Below are 16,243 nucleotides of genomic sequence, written 5' to 3'. Positions count from 1 at the left end.
CGGACAGTTGCCGTTCAGGCGGGCTGCACCTCGGCGCCCGCTGCTCTGCCCGCGCCTGGGTCTGCTCCCTTGCCTTACACGACGATGATGTTCGCCTGCGCCTTGAGCGGGCAGGGCAGGGTATCGTCGAAGGTGATCTCGATGGCGCTGGCGACGAACATGCCGCCGATGTGCTGGGCGGCGATCTCCGGCGGCGTGCCCGGCTTGGTCAGGTTGACGTCCTGCGCGAAGACAAACACGCGCCAGGTGCCGTAGACGTCCTGGTCGAATTGCAGCAGGGTCCGGTACGCCAGTTTCAAGTCCAGGCTGGCAGCGTACACGCCGTCGTTGGCGCCGGGATCGAAGCCGAGGCCATCGTCCGTCAGCGGTTCCACGAAGAACAGGCCCTGCGGCGCCTGGAACAGCACGAAGGCATACAGCTCCGTGCCGCGGAAGACATCGCCATTGTCGCGCTTGAAACTGGCGCGCAGCCACAGGGGGTCGAACGCCTGCACCACGGGCGGGCTGTCCGTTTCGACGGGGCCGGCTACGTGCACGTTGACCTGCGTTTCGCTCACGGCGTGCTGGTAGCTGGCGCCCGTGGTGAAACGTTCGTACTGCCAGCTGATGTCGGCCGTGTAGGGCAGGCCCGCATTCGGCGCTTCGGGCAAGACCCACTTTGCCACGACGCGTTCGGCCAGGGTCAGCTCGCCGTCGGCCGGCGGTGTGGCTTCCTGGCCACGCCAGAAGGGATCGGCGATATCGGAGCAGGCGGCAACGATGGCGCCCGAGGCGATGGCCGATGCCACCCCCGCCACCGTGAATTCCGGCTTGCCCGAGGCGGCGCCCTTGGGCGTGCAGCAGTGCACGCTGGGGTCCGTTTCCTCGAAGGTACCGCCCACGCTGAAGCTGGCCTTGCCGGCACCGAGCGCGGCGGCAATGATGGCTACCAGCGCGGCGATGATGGCGATGATGATGGCCAGTATCTTCCACCAGGGGTCGGAAAACGGCAGCTCGCCATGCGGCCCCGCATAGGCCGGGTTCGGCGTCCAGACGAGGGTCATGCCGGTGGGCACGACGGGGCCGAAATCGGGCGGGCAGCGGCATTCCTTTCCGTCGCCGCCCGTGCTGCCCCAGCGCTTGCCGGGCAGGTGGCCCTGCGGCTTGGACAGTTCCAGCGTGCCTTCCTCGACCGTGCAGGTATAGGTATTGGTCGTGCTGTCAAAGCGCGTCTGCGAGACGAAGATCTGCTGGATCGAGCGGCGCGGCGTGTAGCCGTCAGCCTTGGCGACGAAGCTGACCAGGCGCTTGCCGGGCGTGGCGTGCTGGAAGTCGGCATCCCACATGACCAGCATGGCCGCGCCGGCCGGCACGCTGGCGAAGAAGAAGGTGCGCGCCACGGGTGCGATGCCCGGGTCGCCCACGCTTTCCAGGTACACCGTGACGTTCGTCAGCGGGCTGCTGGACATGTTCGTGACGTGGGCGGCGATGCGCAAGCCGTAGATGGCATTGTCGAAGATGCCGTCCGGCAGCATGATATTGGTGACGGGCTCGATCGCGAATGGCCGCGTCAGCACCTGCATGGGCGTGTCGCTCATGATGCTTGCTCCTCTTGACTGTCCTGACCGGCATGGTGCTGTCCGTCCTGCTCAACGACCAGGTAAGTGATGCCGCCCGTGACCTTGCCGTCCTGCCTTTCCAGCACGCGCAGCAGCGCGTATTCGCCTTCGGGCAGCACCGCGGGGCGCAGGTTCAGGTAGGCGGGCACGGCCTGGCCGCGCGGCACCTCCAGTTCCAGTGTCTGCGCGTCCGGCGCCTCGCCGTTGCAATGGGGCGTCAGCGCCAGGCCCGCCTTCACCAGTCCCGCCTTGGCCGGACGCAGCTTGCCCAGGCCCAGGGTGTCCAACAGGCGTGCCGGCACTTCGCCGCCATACTCGAGGTGCAGCGCCACCTTCCTGGCCTGGCGCGGCAGGGCTGCCACCCGGATGGCCAGCAGCTGCGCGCGCCGCGCGGCCAGCACCACGGTGACATTGCGCTGGGCGATCTGGTCGTGCTGCGTGGGCTGGAACAGGAAGCCGTTCGGCAGGGGATCGGGCAGCGGGTTGATGTCGCCGGCGCCGTGCGCCACAGCCAGCAGGCATTCGTGGCCGCCATTGACGATGACGGGGATCCACGGCACCAGGCACAGCACTTCCTGCGTGGCGCCCGGCGGCAGGTCGGCAAACGCGGAGCCGATCTGCGTGGCGGCGCCGACGGCGATCTGGCCGGAAGGATCGGCCCAGTAGAAATCCACGCGCACGCCGTTCGACGCACTGTTGCCCGTGTTGTGCACGCGGCCCCACAGGTAATTGCTGGTGCCGGCGATGGGCGCACCGGGCGCGCCATTCGGATCATTGCCCGGCACGACCCAGATATCGGCACTGTCCCACCACCAGGGATTGCCGTCTTCGATGATCAGGTGGGCTGGCATGGCGATCTCCTTGTGGTGGCCTGTGCTTGTAGCTTAGGCCGTGGCGGCGCCGGCCTCTTGATCGGTATCAAGTCCACGGATGACTGTGCGGGCGCGCCGTGGCGGTGCTTGCGTGGGGTAATATTGCGGCAGAACGCAGCAGGGTAAATCCAGGAAAAGGTTGGAACGTGTCTGAAAAAGTGAATGAAGTTTGCATCCGTGCCGCTTGCGGCCGGGTCTTGCCGCTGCGCGTGGTGCATTGTCCGTTTTGCGGCACGCGCCAGGCGGGGGCGGTGCCTGTTTTGACGAAGGTGGCGGCGCCGGCCCCGGTGATGCCGGACCCCGTGCCGCCGCCGCTGCCCGTCCATGTTCCCGCGCCCGCGCCGCAGGCCGCACCGGCTGCCGTGCCTCCTCCCGCCTCGGCGCCTGCCGTGCCGCCGGCCGCCCCGGCGTCCGCGCCAGCCAAGGCGCCGCCCGCGAAACCGGCGGCCAGGGGTTCGGTGCCGCCGCCGCGCCCGCCCGTGCGCCTGCGCACGTGGATCGCGGCAGCCGTGGCGCTGGCGGGCATCTGGTTTGTCAACAAGCCGGCCGACAAGCCGGCCAGCGTGGCCGAGCAGGTGGCGGCGGCCACGGCCCTGGCGGCCCAGTGCGACCTGGACGGGGCGCGCAGCGCGCTGGCCGTGCTGAAAAGCGCCAAGGCGCCGGCGGCGCAGCTGAAACGCTTGCAAGCGAGCATCACGACCGCCGCCACCACGTGCGAGAAGAAACAGCGGCGCGAACAGGCGTGGACGACGGCGCAGGCCGCCGTCCGGCAGGCGCTCGATGCGGGCAAGCCGGACGTGGCCGCCACGCGCCTGGCCGCCCATGTGAAGCGCTGGGGCGACGATGCGGACAGCCTGGAACTCGATGCCACGGTGAAAGTGGCGCAAGCCAGCGCCCAGCTCGACGCGGCCGACGCCTGCCTGGCGAAAGGCGACCGCGTGTGCCTGGAAAACAGCCTGATCGCCGCCGAGCGCTACAAGCGCCCGGAACTGGCGGCGCGCACGCAGGCGCTGCGCGCGGCCTTGTCGCAACTGCTCGAACGCTCGCTGCTGGACGCGCCATCGGGGCAATAGCGCCAGGATGAAAAACGCCCGCCGCGGCCAGGCCGGGCGGGCGTCGTGACGCCGTCGGAAGCGGCGCTTACTCTTGCGGTACCAGGGCCAGCGCGGCGCTGAAGTCGCCCATCGGCTTGCCGCCGTTGGCCACCAGCGCCTTGTCGCGCGTGCTCAAGCCGTCCAGCACGGGCAGCGCGAAGCGGTGCGTGATGGCGCGCAGGATCGAGGCCGAATCGTATTGCGTATGATCAACCAGGCCCTTTTTCACGTACGGCGAGACGAGGATGGCCGGCACGCGCGTGCCCGGACCCCAGCGGTCGCCCTTCGGCGGCGCGGCGTGGTCGTAGAAGCCGCCGTTTTCATCGTAGGTGACGATGACCAGCATGTTCTTCCACTGCGGACTCTTTTTCAGCTGGGCGATGACGCTGGCGATATGCGCGTCGCCATCGGCCACGCTGGCGTAGCCGGCATGCTGGTTCAGGTTACCCTGCGGCTTGTAGAAGGCCACGGGCGGCAGCTTGCCGGCGCTGGCGTCGGCCAGGAACTGGCTGTCGAAGTCGCGCAGGTGGGCGGCGCGGTAGGCGGGCGCCTTCACCGGGTCCATGTTGGCAAAGTAATTGAACGGCTGGTGGTGGAACTGGAAGTTCGGCGGGCTGGGGAAGCTGCTGCCGCGCGCGCTGGCCGTGGCCAGGGCCGTCGTGTCTTTCCAGGCTCCCGCATACCAGGCCCAGTCGATGTTCTTGCCTGACAGCAAGTCGCCGATATTCGTCTGCGTCTGCGGCGGCAGTGTGGTGGCCTTGCCCGTGTCCGCATACAGCTTGCTGCTGTCGCCCGAGGCCGGGGCGTTGCTGCTCGGCTGGAACGGCGGCTGCATGGTGTTCACGGCGTAGAACATGCCCGTGCTGTCGGCCGGCGTCAGCGCGCCATCGTTGGCGTAGGCTGGCGCGCCGTTCAGCACCGTGGCTGGCGCCGTGGCGGACGGCGTCAGGCGCACGAAGTTGCCCTTGGCATCGACGTCGATCTTGGCGATGGAGCCTTTCGCCACCGAGGTGTCGGCGTTCGGATACGTGGGCGCGCAGGCGCAGATCAGGTACTGGTGCGTGAGGAAGGAGCCGCCGAAGGCGCCGATGAACAGGTTGTCGGCCAGCGCGTACTGCTTGGCGATGTCCCACAGCTGCATCTTGCTGCCGTCGTAATAGCCCATGGTCAGGCCGCCCGCGTCGGAATACGCCGCGAACTTGTCGTTGGCGCCGCCGTTGATCTGCATCTGGTTGTTGTAGAAGCGGTGCACCAGGTCGCGCGTGATGACCGATTGCGGCAGGTACAGGGGGCTGCTGGCGTCGTCGATCTGGAACGGCTTGTTCGGCAGGTTGGCCGACTGCGCCTGCGTGATGACGGTGCTCTGGCCGGCCGCCGTCATGCCGCCCCAAGTGGGCGGCAGCACGGGCAGGGTGCTGCCGTCGATGTCCTTCTGCGCCACGTAGGAGGAGGTCGAGGTGGGGTTCACGCCCGGCACGCCGTTGGCGCCGGGGAACAGGCCGTACAGGTTGTCGAAACCGCGGTTTTCCGCGTAGATGACGACGATGGTCTGGATGTTGTTCAGCGCCAGGCTGCCATTCAGGGCGGCCAGGGCGTCGGCCGGCGCCGCCTGGGCGCTGGCGCTGGCGATCAGCGCCGTCACGCTGGCGTTTTCCGCCTTCAGTTTCGCCAGCTCGTCGCCGCTGGCCTTGTTGAAGTCCGATGCCAGGCCCGCTTCGGACACGCCCAGGCGCGCCGCCAGCTTGCTGCTGGCGGCGGCAAAGTCGCCGCCATTGCTCTCCATGACCTGCACCAGTTCCGTCGACAGGGCGCTGACGAACGCGCCATGCCCGGCGGGGGCGCGCAGCAGCAGTTTTTGCGTGACCTTGGTGCCGGCGTCGCCGATGGCTTCATGGCGGATGGCGTCCGTGCCCACCGTCACCAGTACGGGACCCTGGCCTTCCAGGCTGTAGCTGCCGTCGGCGGCCGTGCGCACGGTGGCGAAGGCGCTGTCGCAGGTCAGCTTGGCGCTGCTGCTTTCCACGCAGACCTGGGCGTTTTCATAGTAGCTGCCGATCACCTGCCCGTTGATGTGCGGCGTGACGGCGTAGTCGCTGCCGCAGGCGGCCAGGCCCAGCGACAGCAGCAAGGGGAGGGGACGCAAGGCGGGACGCAATGCGATTTTGGCGTGCAAGTTCATGTTCATGCCTTCTGGGTGGAAAACGTCGCATGCTAGGCACCGAATATGTCCGCTGCGTGACATGTCAGCCCCTGTTACATGACGTAATGTACGGTGTTGATACATGATTTTTCGCAGGGTTTTGTCATGCAGCGGTCACATGCCGCTGCTACGCTGCCCGACCATGTTCCCTCGCCGCGCCCCTTGCCCATGATGAAACCGATGCCTTCCCTGCTGCTGGCGGCGTACGCCGGCCTGCTGGCCGCCTGCCAGCCCGCGCCGCGGCAGGAGGCCGGGCCAGCCTCCGCGCCCGCCTATCTGTCCGGCGCGTATGCGCCCACCCTGCAACGCCAGCCTTCCGTGGCGCAGATGACGGCCATGGGACGGGCCATGTTCTTTGCGCCCAGCCTGTCCGTCTCGGGCAAGCTGGCGTGCGCCAGCTGCCACAGTCCCGATCACGCCTACGGTCCGCCGAACGGCCTGGCGGTGCAGCTGGGCGGCCCCGAATTGAAGGATGCGGGCACGCGCGCGGCGCCCTCGCTGCGCTACCTCCAGAACGCGCCCGCCTTCACCGAGCACTATCACGACGATGACGGCGACGACAGCGTCGACGCGGGACCCACGGGCGGTCGCAACTGGGATGGCCGCGCGCAGTCGGGCCATGAACAGGCGCTGGCGCCCCTGCTGTCGCCGCGCGAGATGGGCAACCGCGACGCGGCCGCCGTCGTCGCCAAATTGCGCGCCGGTCCCCTGGCGGCGCAGTTCCGCCAGACGTATGGCGCGGATATTTTCGAGCAGCCGGTCCAGGCGCTGCGCTGGGCGCTGATGTCGCTGGAGGTGTTCCAGGAAAGCCCCGCCGACTTCTATCCCTACACGAGCAAGTACGACGCCTTCCTGCGCAAGCAGGCCAGCTTGAGCCCGCAGGAAGCGCGCGGCCTGGCCCTGTTCAACGATGAAAACAAGGGCAATTGCGCCTCCTGCCATATCAGCCGGATCACGCCCGGCGGCGCCTTCCCGCAGTTTACGGACTACGGCTTGATCAATATCGGCGTGCCGCGCAATGGCAAGCTGCCGGCCAATGCGGACCCCGCGTACTTCGACATGGGACTGTGCGGCCCGGACCGCACCGATCTGACGGCGCACCAGGAGTATTGCGGCAGCTTCAAGACGCCGTCCCTGCGCAACGTGGCGCTGCGCAAGGTGTTTTTCCATAATGGCAGCTTCACCAGCCTGGAGCAGGTGCTGCGTTTTTACGTGCAGCGCGAGACGGCACCACAAAAATGGTATCCGAAGGACAAGAACGGCAAGGTGCGCAAGTACGACGACCTGCCGCCGGGGCTGGAAGCGAACGTGAACGTGGAAGCGCCTTTCGACCGCCAGCCGGGCCAGGCGCCGGCGCTGAACGAGCGGGAAATCGCCGACGTGATTGTTTTCCTGCGCACCCTGACGGATGGCTACCAGGCGCCAGGCGCCGCGCTGGGCAAGGCGCAGGGCAAGACTGGCTAAAAAGATATCAAGATACCATTGCTTACAAATACGCTACAAAAGCCCGATTTTATGTGCGTTAGCGAACGCTCGAAAATTTTATCCAGGTGTATATTGCGAACTGATCTGTGTCTTTTGATAACAATGAAAGGGAATAATCATGAAAGTAAGCAAAAATTGGATGACCGTGTGCGCCGCCGGGATGATCGTCGTGGCCCTGGCCGCCTGCCAGAAGAAGCAGGACGTTGCTGCCGGCCCGGCTGAGCAAGCGGGCCAGCAAATCGATGCCGCCGCCGCCAAGGCGCAGGCCGACATCAAGGCCGCTGCTGAAAAAGCCGATGCCGCCGTGAGCAGCGCCGCTGCCGAGACGGGCGCCAAGATGGACCAGGTCGCTGCCGATGCAGACAAGAAAATGACCGAAGCGGCGGATGCCGTGGGCAAGAAAGTGGAAAAAGCGGGCGAAAAGATCCAGGACGCCGCACACAAGTAACAAGGTGACTGGCCGGCCCCGCCGGCCTGTCCCGGACGGCCGCCGTCAGGTGACGGCCGCCGCTCCATAGCCACCGCTGTTCCCCGCCTGGCGGCCCTGCGCCACCGTTCCCGCGCCACCCGTGCCATCCGTTTCCCCCAATACCACGCTCAAGTCGACGTAGCCGTCGCGCCACGCCCGTTCCAGGTCCTGTTCCACCGCTTCGAGCGTCGTGCGTTCCACGTGCTGGAAGCCGCGCAAGCCATAGGCCCGGTTGCGTCCGTGCGACTTGGCCAGGTACAGCGCCATGTCGATCAGGTTGACGCTGCGCTCCCAGCTGAGCGGCTGGCCCAGCGGTGCCAGCGGGTACGGTGCGAACCCCACGGACACGTGCACGCGTATGGCCTGTCCCTGGTACTCGATGACTTGCGCGCCCACGCCGTCCAGGATGCGCCGTGCGATATCGTCGAGGCCGTCGCGTGCCACGGCGGGCAGGAAGGCGAGGAATTCCTCGCCGCCCCAGCGCACGATCATGTCCGTTTCGCGCAGCACGTCGTGCAGCGTTTCGGCGATGGTGGTGAGCACCAGGTCGCCTGCCGCATGGCCGTGGCGGTCGTTGATGTGCTTGAAATGGTCGACGTCGAGCAGGAACAGGGCGCTGACGACGTCGCTGCCCGCATAGGCTTGCTGGGGCTTGCCCGCCTGGCTGCGCATGAATTCCTGGAAATGGCGGCGGTTGTACAGGGCCGTCAGCGGATCGCGCGAGCTCTGGCGCTTGAGTTCCTGGTTCTTCACCTTCAGCTGCACGTTGGCGTGGCGCACCTTGCGGTACAGCAAGCCGACGATGGCGGAACCCATGGCCAGCACCAGGGCCAGCAGCCACCAGACGCGCTGCTGCAGGCGGCGGTTGTCGATTTCCGTGCTTTTGAGCTGGTTCTCGCGGCTGAGCAGCTCGATCTGGCGCTGTTTCTTTTCTGCCTCATATTTTTCTTGCAATTCGTACACGGCTTTTTGCCGCTGCTGCTCGAACAGCTGGTTGGAAATGCCCCGTTCGCGGTGGTATGCCGTCACGGCGCCGCGCATGTCGCCCGCCTTTTCCAGGGCCATGCCGTATTCCAGCAGCACGGCCTGCATGTCCGGCTGGTTGGCCGTGCGTTCATAGTAGGCCAGGCCCGTGGCCACGCTTTGCTTGCCTTCCTGCAGGCGACCTTGGCCGATCAGGGCCTGGCCGATGTTCAGGCGCGCCGTCGCCTCTACCTGCTCGTTGTTGACCAGGCGCGCCGTCGTGATGGCTTCGTTCGCGTAGCGCAGGGTGCGCGCGTAATCGCCTTCCTTCAGGTAGCTGTCCGACAGGTTGACGAGGGTGGTCGCCACCATGCCCTTCGCGCCCAGCTGGCGTTCCAGAGCAAGGGCCGCCAGCAGGGCGCGCTGGCCCCGCTGCGGCTGCTGCGCGTCGAGCGCCAGCCCGTATTCCGTGTTCTTGGCCTGCGCCATGCGCCCGGGCGATCCCAGGGTGGCGGAGACAGCCAGCAATTCGTCCAGTGTCTTGAAGCCCTGCTCGTATTCGCGCATCTGCGTGTACAGCTGGGTCAGGGCATTCAGGGCGGGCGCCAGGCTGGCGGGGGAGTTGCTCTGGCGGGCCAGGTCGACGGCCGCCTGCAGCTTGGCCAGCGCAAACGGGAAGTTGCCTTCCTCGGCCCACGACTGCCCCGCGCTGATGGTCGCCTGCACGCGCACGGGCAGGTCGTCCGTGCGGTTGGCGATGCGCTCCGCTTCAAAGGCCAGCAGGTGCGAGGCGCGGCGCTCGTTCAGGGCAAAGGTGATGTAGGCCTTGCAGAGCGTGCCCTTGGCCAGCGCCACGTCGTTATTGTTCTGGCGGGCGTAAGCGATCACTTCCTCGGCCAGCTGCATGGCGATGTCGTTCTGCCCCAGGCGCATGCGGGCGTTGCTGAGCTGGGTGAGGAATTCCGTGCGCACGGGCAGCGGCGCGCCGCGCGCCTGCGTTTCCATTTCCTGCAGGCGCAGCAGGGCGCGTTCCGGCACGAAGCGGCCATCCTCGCGCACGGCATCGATCTGTTGCAGCAGAGACAGTTCCTCGGCGCCGGCAACAGGCGGCAGCAGGCACGCCAGTGCCAGCAGCCAGTGTGCCTTCCGCCATGATGCCCGTTTCTCTCTGCCTGCCAACTTCCCGCTCCCGCAATGACCCTGCTTGTCTGCAAAGATTATATTCTGTTGCAATCAAGAAATATCACGCGCACTACAGAAATGTGTGAAAGTGCACACTACGGGCATTGACAAAACGGCATTACTGCGCCAGCTGCTGCAGCAGGTACAGGCGCTGGTACAGGCCGCCGTCGATCTGCATCAGTTCCTCGTGCGGTCCCGCTTCCGTGATGCGGCCATGGTTGAGCACGATGATCCGGTCCGCGTCGCGGATGGTCGACAGGCGGTGCGCGATGGCGATGATGGTCACCTTGCCGCGCAACTCATTGAGCGCCGTCTGCACGATCTGCTCCGTCTGGCTATCGATGCGCGACGTCGCTTCGTCGAGCAGCAGGATGCGCGGCTGGCCGGCCAGCGCGCGGGCAATGGCGATTAGCTGCTTCTGCCCCGACGACAGGCGCGAGCCGCCTTCGCCCAGCGGCGTGTCGTAGCCGTGTTCCAGCGCGGCGATGAAGTCGTGCGCATGCGCGGCGCGCGCCGCCGTCTCGATCTGCTGCTGCGTGTAGCCGCGGCCCATGTCGATGTTCTCGCGCGCCGAGGCGGCCAGCAGGAAGGGGTCTTGCGGCACCAGGCCCACGTCGGCGCGGAAATGCTCGTTGTCGATGCTGTCGAGGGCCACGCCGTTGATGGCGATGCGGCCTTGCGTGACGGGATAGAAGCGCAGCAGCAGGGACAGCAAAGTCGACTTGCCGCTGCCCGTGTGGCCGACGATGCCGAAGAAGGCTCCCTGCGGAATGGTCAGCGACAGGTCGTGCAGCACGGGCTGGTTTTCCACGTAGGCGAAGGTCAGGCGGGCGATGTCCACGGCGGGCGCGTCGCCCCCTGTGTGCGCCTGCCGCAGCGCCGGTGCTTCTCTTCCCTGCGCGTGTTCCAGCGCCTGCGCTTCATCCAGCAGGGCCGAGACGCGGGCCGTCGCCACCACCGACTGCTGCAGCTGGCTGAACTGCATGGTGATCTGGATCAAGGGTTCGATCACGCGCGCGATGTAGCTGATGAACGCATACAGCACGCCCACTTCCACGGCGCCCATGTCGCGCCGGCCGAAGCTGAAGATGACGACGGCCAGCAGCACGATGTTGAGCATGTCGAGCGCGGGGCGCAGCAGCCAGGCGTTGGCGCGCAATTCCTGCATGCGCGCCGTGTAGTGGTCCTGGTTGATGCCCGTGAAACGGGCGCCGAAGCGCTTTTCCGCGTTGTTCGCCTGCAGCACGCTCATGCCGCCTATCGATTCGGCGATCTGCCCGTTGATTTCGCTGCGCAGGGCGCGCGCGCGCGTGACGGCCGGCGCGCTCCAGCGCTGGTACAAAAAGACGATGAGCAGCACGGCCGGCAGCAGGGCCAGCACGATCAGCATCAGCCGCCAGTCGAGGAAGGCCATGGCGGCCATGGTGCCGACGAGGACGATGGAGCTGTCGAGGATGACGAACAGCACCTGCACGTACAGCGATTTGACGGCTTCCGTGTCGTTGGTGACGCGGCTGACCAGCTGGCCCGTGATGGCGCGGTCGAAGAAGGCCATCGGCAGGCGCAGCACGTGCTGGTAGACGGTTTCGCGCAGGCGCTGCACCGAGCGCATGGCCAGGCCGGACAGGCGCACCAGCTGCAGGTAGCGCAGGCCGGACGCGACCCAGCCCGTCAGCAGGCAGCCGCCCAGCAGCAATGACATGCGTGTCCAGTCCAGGTGGCGCGGCAGCAGGTGCTGGTCGATCAGGGCCTTGCCGAGGATCGGGCCCGTCACTTCCAGGCCGGCGGCGAGGATCAGCCAGAACGTGGCCCAGTACAGGTGGCGCAGGTCGGGCGCGGCGGCGCGGCGCAGCAGGCCGATGGCTTGCGCGGCCTGGCGGCGCACGGATGGCGTGGCGGTGGCGGCTTGGTCGTTCTTAGATGGCATCGAGGCTGGCCTCCAGTTGTTGATAGCGCCACTGGCTGGCATACCAGCCGTCGCGCTGCATCAGGGTCTCGTGGTCGCCCGTTTCCGTCACGTGGCCATCGCGCAGCACCAGGATCAGGTCGGCATTCACGACGGCGCTCAGGCGGTGGCTGGCGATGATGGCGCTGCGCTCGGGGCGGCGCGCGCGCAGCTCTTCCAGGTGCTGCAGGATGCGCGTTTCCGTGCCCGTGTCGACGGCCGACAGCGCGTCGTCGAGCAGCAGCAGGCCGTTGTCGGCCAGCAGGGCCCGGGCAATGGCCACGCGCTGGCGCTGGCCGCCCGACAGGGTGATGCCTTTCTCGCCCACGTGCGTCTGGTAGCCGTCGGGGAATTGCAGGATGTCCGCATGGATGTCGGCCAGTTGCGCCGCCCGTTCCACTTCCTCGCGCGTGGCGCCGGGGCGGGCCAGGGCGATATTGTCGGCGATGGTGGCGGAAAACAGGAACGATTCCTGCGGCACCCAGCTGATGGCCGCGCGCAGCGCATGCAGGGTGTAGGCGGCCAGCGGCTGGCCGTTCCACGTGGCCGTGCCCGATTGCGGCGTCACCTGGCGCAGCAGCACGCGCAGCAGGGTCGACTTGCCGCTGCCCGTCGGACCGACGAGCCCCAGGGTCTGGCCCGGCAGCAGGCGCAGCGAGATGCCGGACAGCGCGGGCGCCGTCTGGCCCGCGTACGCAAAGCCGATGTCCTGCAATTGCAGGGGGCCGGGCGTGAGCGTGGCGATGGTGCCATGGTCGTCGATGGCCAGCGGCGCATCTAACATCGGCTGCAGGCGCTGCCAGGCGGCGCGGCCCCGCTCGATCAGCGAGAGTACCCAGCCGGCGGCGAACATGGGCCAGATCAGCTGGCCCAGGTACATGGAAAAGCTCGTCAGCGCGCCGATGGTCAGCTGCTCTTGCCACACGAGGTAGCCGCCCAGGCCCAGGGTCAGCGCCGTGGCGGCCGTCAGGGTCAGGCCGACGGCCGGTTCGTATGCCGCTTCCCAGCGCTGCGCCGTCAGGCTGGCGTGGGCCGCGTGGCCGGCCAGGGTGGAAAACTGCTTGCTGCTGCGCTCTTCCAGGCCCAGCGCGCGCAGGGTGCGCACGCCCGACAAGGACTCTTGCACGTGGTCGTTCAGCGCCGCAAAGCGTTTCAATGAATCCGTCGACGCAGTGTGGATATGGCTGGAGATGCGCCAGAAGGCCAGTCCCATCAGGGGGAAGGGCAGGAGGGCGATGCAGGCCAGGCGCCAGTCCACGCCCAGCAGCATGATGCCCAGCACCATCAGCAGGGTCAAGGTGCCGTCGAAGCCGGCCAGCATGGCTTCGCCGGCGGCCATTTCGATGGCGTCGATGTCGTTCGTCGCCAGCGCCATCAGGTCGCCCGTGCGCTGGTGCTGATAAAACGACGCGCCCTGCTGCGACATGCGCGTGTAGAAGCGCGTGCGCAGCATCACGCCCAGCTGGTAGGCGGCCTTGAACAGGGTGATGCGCCAGCCCACGCGCAGGAAGTAGATGACGACGCCGACGGCGAGCAGGGTGAGCAGTTCCAGCCACAGTTCGGACCCCGTCATGCGGTGCGCGGCCAGCGCGTCGATGATGGCGCCCACGCGGCGCGGGATCCAAACGGTCAATGTTGCCACGCCCGTCAGCATGACGGCGGCGGCGGCATACGCCGGCCAATGCTGACGCACGAAGCCGGCGATGAGCCTCGATAAACTCATGGTTACCTTTTTGTTTTTTGTAATGGGGTGTCGCGGGGCGGAAGGAGGGGCACGCGCACGGAAAGTACGCGTAGGATACAACAAGGCAGGAAAGCGCGCTGCGGACGGACACGCAAAAAACGGGCCGTAGCCCGTTGTTGTGCTGCCTGGACGTGCGGCGTGGCGCTTACTTGCGGCCGCTGCCCTTGCCGCCGCCCAGCATGTCGAGCTGTTTCGATGGCGTGCCCTTGGCTGCTGGCTTGACTGCGGCCACGGACTTGCTGGCGGTGCTGGCCGGTTTGGCCACCGTTTTGCTCGCGGGGAAAGACTTGGCGGCGGGCTTGGCGGGGGCCGCTGCCGGTGCGGCGGCTTTCGCTGGCGCGGGCTTGGCCGCTTCCGCTTTCGCCGCCGGCTTGCTTTCCGCCGCTTTGACGGCGGGTTTGCCATCTGCCGCTTTTGCGGCTGGCTTGTCGGCGGCCCTGGCGGGGGCTGCTGGAGCAGGCGCAGGGGCAGGCGCGGCCTTGGCGGCAGGCTTGGCCGCTTCCTTGGCCTTGGCTGGCGCAGGCTCGGCGGCGGCGGGAGCCGAGGCGGCGATCGGCAGCGTGGCGGCCAGCGGCAGCGGTGCCGCCGGTGCGGCAGCCGGCTGGGACACTGGCGCGACGATGGCCAGCGCAGGCTTGGCGACGGCCGGGACGGCGGCAGGGACGGCGGGAGCGGCCTCCTCCAGGCGGGCCTTGGCCGAGGCCAGCAATTCGGCCTGGGTGCTCGAGGCGATGCCGAACAGCTGGCGGCTGTAGGCCAGCACGCTCTCGATATTCGGTTGCGCCTGGCTGGTGCTGTAGCTGAGGAAGTCGCGCGGGTCCTGCGTCGCCAGCAGTTGCTGCGCCGTTTCCGCCGTGTGCGACAGGGCGGCCTTGCCGGCATTCAGGTTCAGGGCAATGATTTTCTCGGCGCTTTCAAAGACCTTGCTGGTGAGATTGCTGAAGATTTGCAGCTGGTTTTCCAGTTGCGATTTCGCGGCGCTGGAAAATTGTTCAGGAATTGGAAACATATTTACTCCTTTATACGGATTAAAATGCTGGCAAAACGCTCTGCAAAATCCCGAAAACCAGAGTTGGCCGCGTTTTGTAAAGTAGGTAGCGCGCTGAATAGCCGATGATAGCCTGATTATGATGCAACGCAATATGAATATTCTAGCGGTGATTCGAGTTGGTTGAAAGTTATTTTTCTCAAGGGCGTGCCCCCTGTGGCTGCTGTATTCATCAGCCTGCCGCTGTCTGCACGACGTTTGCGCGCGCGCAAGGCATGCATGGCGATTCTATGGCCATGCAATTGCCAGTCGCCATATTCTTGCACTGCAGCAAAGACGTTGCACGAGGAAATCGCCGCTAGAACCTGTCCGTTCGCTCACCATTCACCACCTTAGGAGTGTTTTCATGGACCTGGTCATCCGCAATGCCAGCCTGCCCGACGGCCGCCGCGCCACCGATATCGCCATCGAGGGCGGCCGCATCGCCGCCGTCGGCCCCGCCTTGCCCGTGACGGGCGCGCGGGAGATCGATGCGGCTGGCGACCTCGTCACGCCGCCCTTCGTCGACGCGCACTTCCACATGGATGCCACGCTCAGCTACGGTTTGCCGCGCGTGAACGCCTCCGGCACCTTGCTCGAAGGCATAGCCCTGTGGGGCGAGCTGAAGCCGCAGCTGACGCAGCAGGCGCTGGTGGACCGCGCCCTGCAGTATTGCGACTGGGCCGTGGCGCGCGGCTTGCTGGCCATCCGCTCGCACGTGGATATCTGCGACCCGCGCCTGCTGGCCGTCGAAGCGCTGCTCGACGTGAAACGCCAGGTGGCGCCCTACCTCGACCTGCAACTGGTGGCCTTTCCCCAGGACGGCATCCTGCGCAGTCCCGGCGCCTTCGACAATTTAAAACGCGCGATCGCCATGGGCGTCGACGTGGTGGGCGGCATCCCGCATTTCGAGCGCACCATGTTTGACGGCGCCGAATCCGTGCGCCTGCTGTGCGAATTCGCCTGCGAGCGGGGCCTGATGGTGGACATGCATTGCGACGAATCGGACGACCCGCTGTCGCGCCACATCGAAACCCTGGCGTTTCACGCGCAGCGCCTCGGCATGCAGGGCAGGGTGACGGGCTCGCACCTGACGTCCATGCATTCGATGGACAATTATTATGTGAGCAAGCTGCTGCCGCTGATCCGCGAGGCGGGCGTGGCGGCCATTGCCAACCCGCTCATCAACATCACCCTGCAGGGCCGCCACGACACGTATCCGAAGCGGCGCGGCATGACGCGCGTGCCCGAGATGCTGGCCGCCGGCATCCCCGTCGCCTTCGGCCACGACTGCGTGATGGACCCGTGGTACAGCCTGGGCTCGGGCGACATGCTGGAAGTGGCGCACATGGGACTGCACGTGGCGCAGATGACGGGCCAGCAGGCCATGCACGAGTGCTTCCTCGCCGTCACGGAGACGCCGGCGCGCATCCTGGGCCTGGACGGCTACGGTATCGCGCCCGGCTGCCACGCGGACTTGCTGCTCCTCGATTGCGGCAGCACCGTGGAAGCGCTGCGCCTGCGCGCGGCGCGGCGCCTGGTGCTGCGGCGCGGGAAAATCGTCAGCGAGGCGCCGCGCGCGCAATCGCGCCTGCACTTGCCGGGGCGGCCCGAGAGTGTGAACTTCCGCCTGGGGCGCTGATACAATCGGCCATCACTTGTTA

The 16,243-nt window shown here is 66.9% G+C and carries 11 protein-coding genes; 4 read left to right on the top strand and 7 right to left on the bottom strand.

The genetic code is table 11. From position 1 onward, the window contains the following. Positions 1–74 precede the first annotated feature (74 nt). Both AC07VL_RS00550 and AC07VL_RS00545 read right to left on the bottom strand, forming a co-directional pair. Complete coding sequence (locus AC07VL_RS00550; RefSeq protein WP_494804136.1) at positions 75–1,577, bottom strand: choice-of-anchor X domain-containing protein; 1,503 nt, start codon at positions 1,575–1,577, stop codon at positions 75–77. Continuing rightward, positions 1,574–2,449: a hypothetical protein gene (locus AC07VL_RS00545; RefSeq protein ID WP_494804135.1), complete on the bottom strand. Its 876-nt coding sequence runs from the start codon at positions 2,447–2,449 to the stop codon at positions 1,574–1,576. Before AC07VL_RS00545 ends, AC07VL_RS00550 begins: the two co-directional genes overlap by 4 nt. A 272-nt stretch (positions 2,450–2,721) precedes the next feature. On the opposite strand from AC07VL_RS00545, the gene AC07VL_RS00540 reads away from it, so the two are divergent. Next, positions 2,722–3,543 (top strand): hypothetical protein, encoded by an 822-nt coding sequence (locus AC07VL_RS00540; RefSeq protein ID WP_494804134.1) that lies wholly within the window; start codon positions 2,722–2,724, stop codon positions 3,541–3,543. Between the two features lie 67 nt (positions 3,544–3,610). On the opposite strand, the gene acpA is transcribed toward AC07VL_RS00540, so the two are convergent. Further along, positions 3,611–5,743, bottom strand: coding sequence for an acid phosphatase (gene acpA, locus AC07VL_RS00535; RefSeq protein WP_494804133.1), 2,133 nt, complete (start codon positions 5,741–5,743; stop codon positions 3,611–3,613). Positions 5,744–5,935: 192 nt separating this feature from the next. Between acpA and AC07VL_RS00530 the strand changes: the two genes are divergently transcribed. Next, entirely contained in the window at positions 5,936–7,228 is a 1,293-nt protein-coding gene (locus AC07VL_RS00530) for a cytochrome-c peroxidase (RefSeq protein WP_494804443.1), read from the top strand. Between the two features lie 139 nt (positions 7,229–7,367). Further along, positions 7,368–7,697, top strand: coding sequence for a hypothetical protein (locus tag AC07VL_RS00525; protein WP_494804132.1), 330 nt, complete (start codon positions 7,368–7,370; stop codon positions 7,695–7,697). A gap of 45 nt (positions 7,698–7,742) precedes the next feature. Here AC07VL_RS00525 and AC07VL_RS00520 read toward each other — a convergent pair whose 3' ends face one another. The 4 genes from AC07VL_RS00520 to AC07VL_RS00505 all read right to left on the bottom strand — a co-directional run bounded on the left by AC07VL_RS00520 (position 7,743) and on the right by AC07VL_RS00505 (position 14,561). After that, positions 7,743–9,587, bottom strand: coding sequence for a tetratricopeptide repeat-containing diguanylate cyclase (locus AC07VL_RS00520; protein ID WP_494804442.1), 1,845 nt, complete (start codon positions 9,585–9,587; stop codon positions 7,743–7,745). Positions 9,588–9,981: 394 nt separating this feature from the next. Beyond that, positions 9,982–11,790, bottom strand: a complete 1,809-nt coding sequence (locus AC07VL_RS00515) for an ABC transporter ATP-binding protein (protein ID WP_494804131.1) — start codon at positions 11,788–11,790, stop codon at positions 9,982–9,984. Next, positions 11,780–13,531, bottom strand: coding sequence for an ABC transporter ATP-binding protein (locus AC07VL_RS00510; protein WP_494804130.1), 1,752 nt, complete (start codon positions 13,529–13,531; stop codon positions 11,780–11,782). The genes AC07VL_RS00515 and AC07VL_RS00510 overlap by 11 nt, the downstream gene beginning before the upstream one ends. Before the next feature lie 166 nt (positions 13,532–13,697). Further along, complete coding sequence (locus tag AC07VL_RS00505) at positions 13,698–14,561, bottom strand: phasin family protein (protein WP_494804129.1); 864 nt, start codon at positions 14,559–14,561, stop codon at positions 13,698–13,700. Between the two features lie 385 nt (positions 14,562–14,946). On the opposite strand from AC07VL_RS00505, the gene AC07VL_RS00500 reads away from it, so the two are divergent. Beyond that, entirely contained in the window at positions 14,947–16,221 is a 1,275-nt protein-coding gene (locus tag AC07VL_RS00500) for an amidohydrolase family protein (protein ID WP_494804128.1), read from the top strand. The last annotated feature ends 22 nt before the right edge of the window (positions 16,222–16,243 follow it).

The organism is Janthinobacterium sp. GW821-FHT03C08, assembly GCF_059420905.1.
This window is presented reverse-complemented; position numbering and strand designations above follow the sequence as displayed.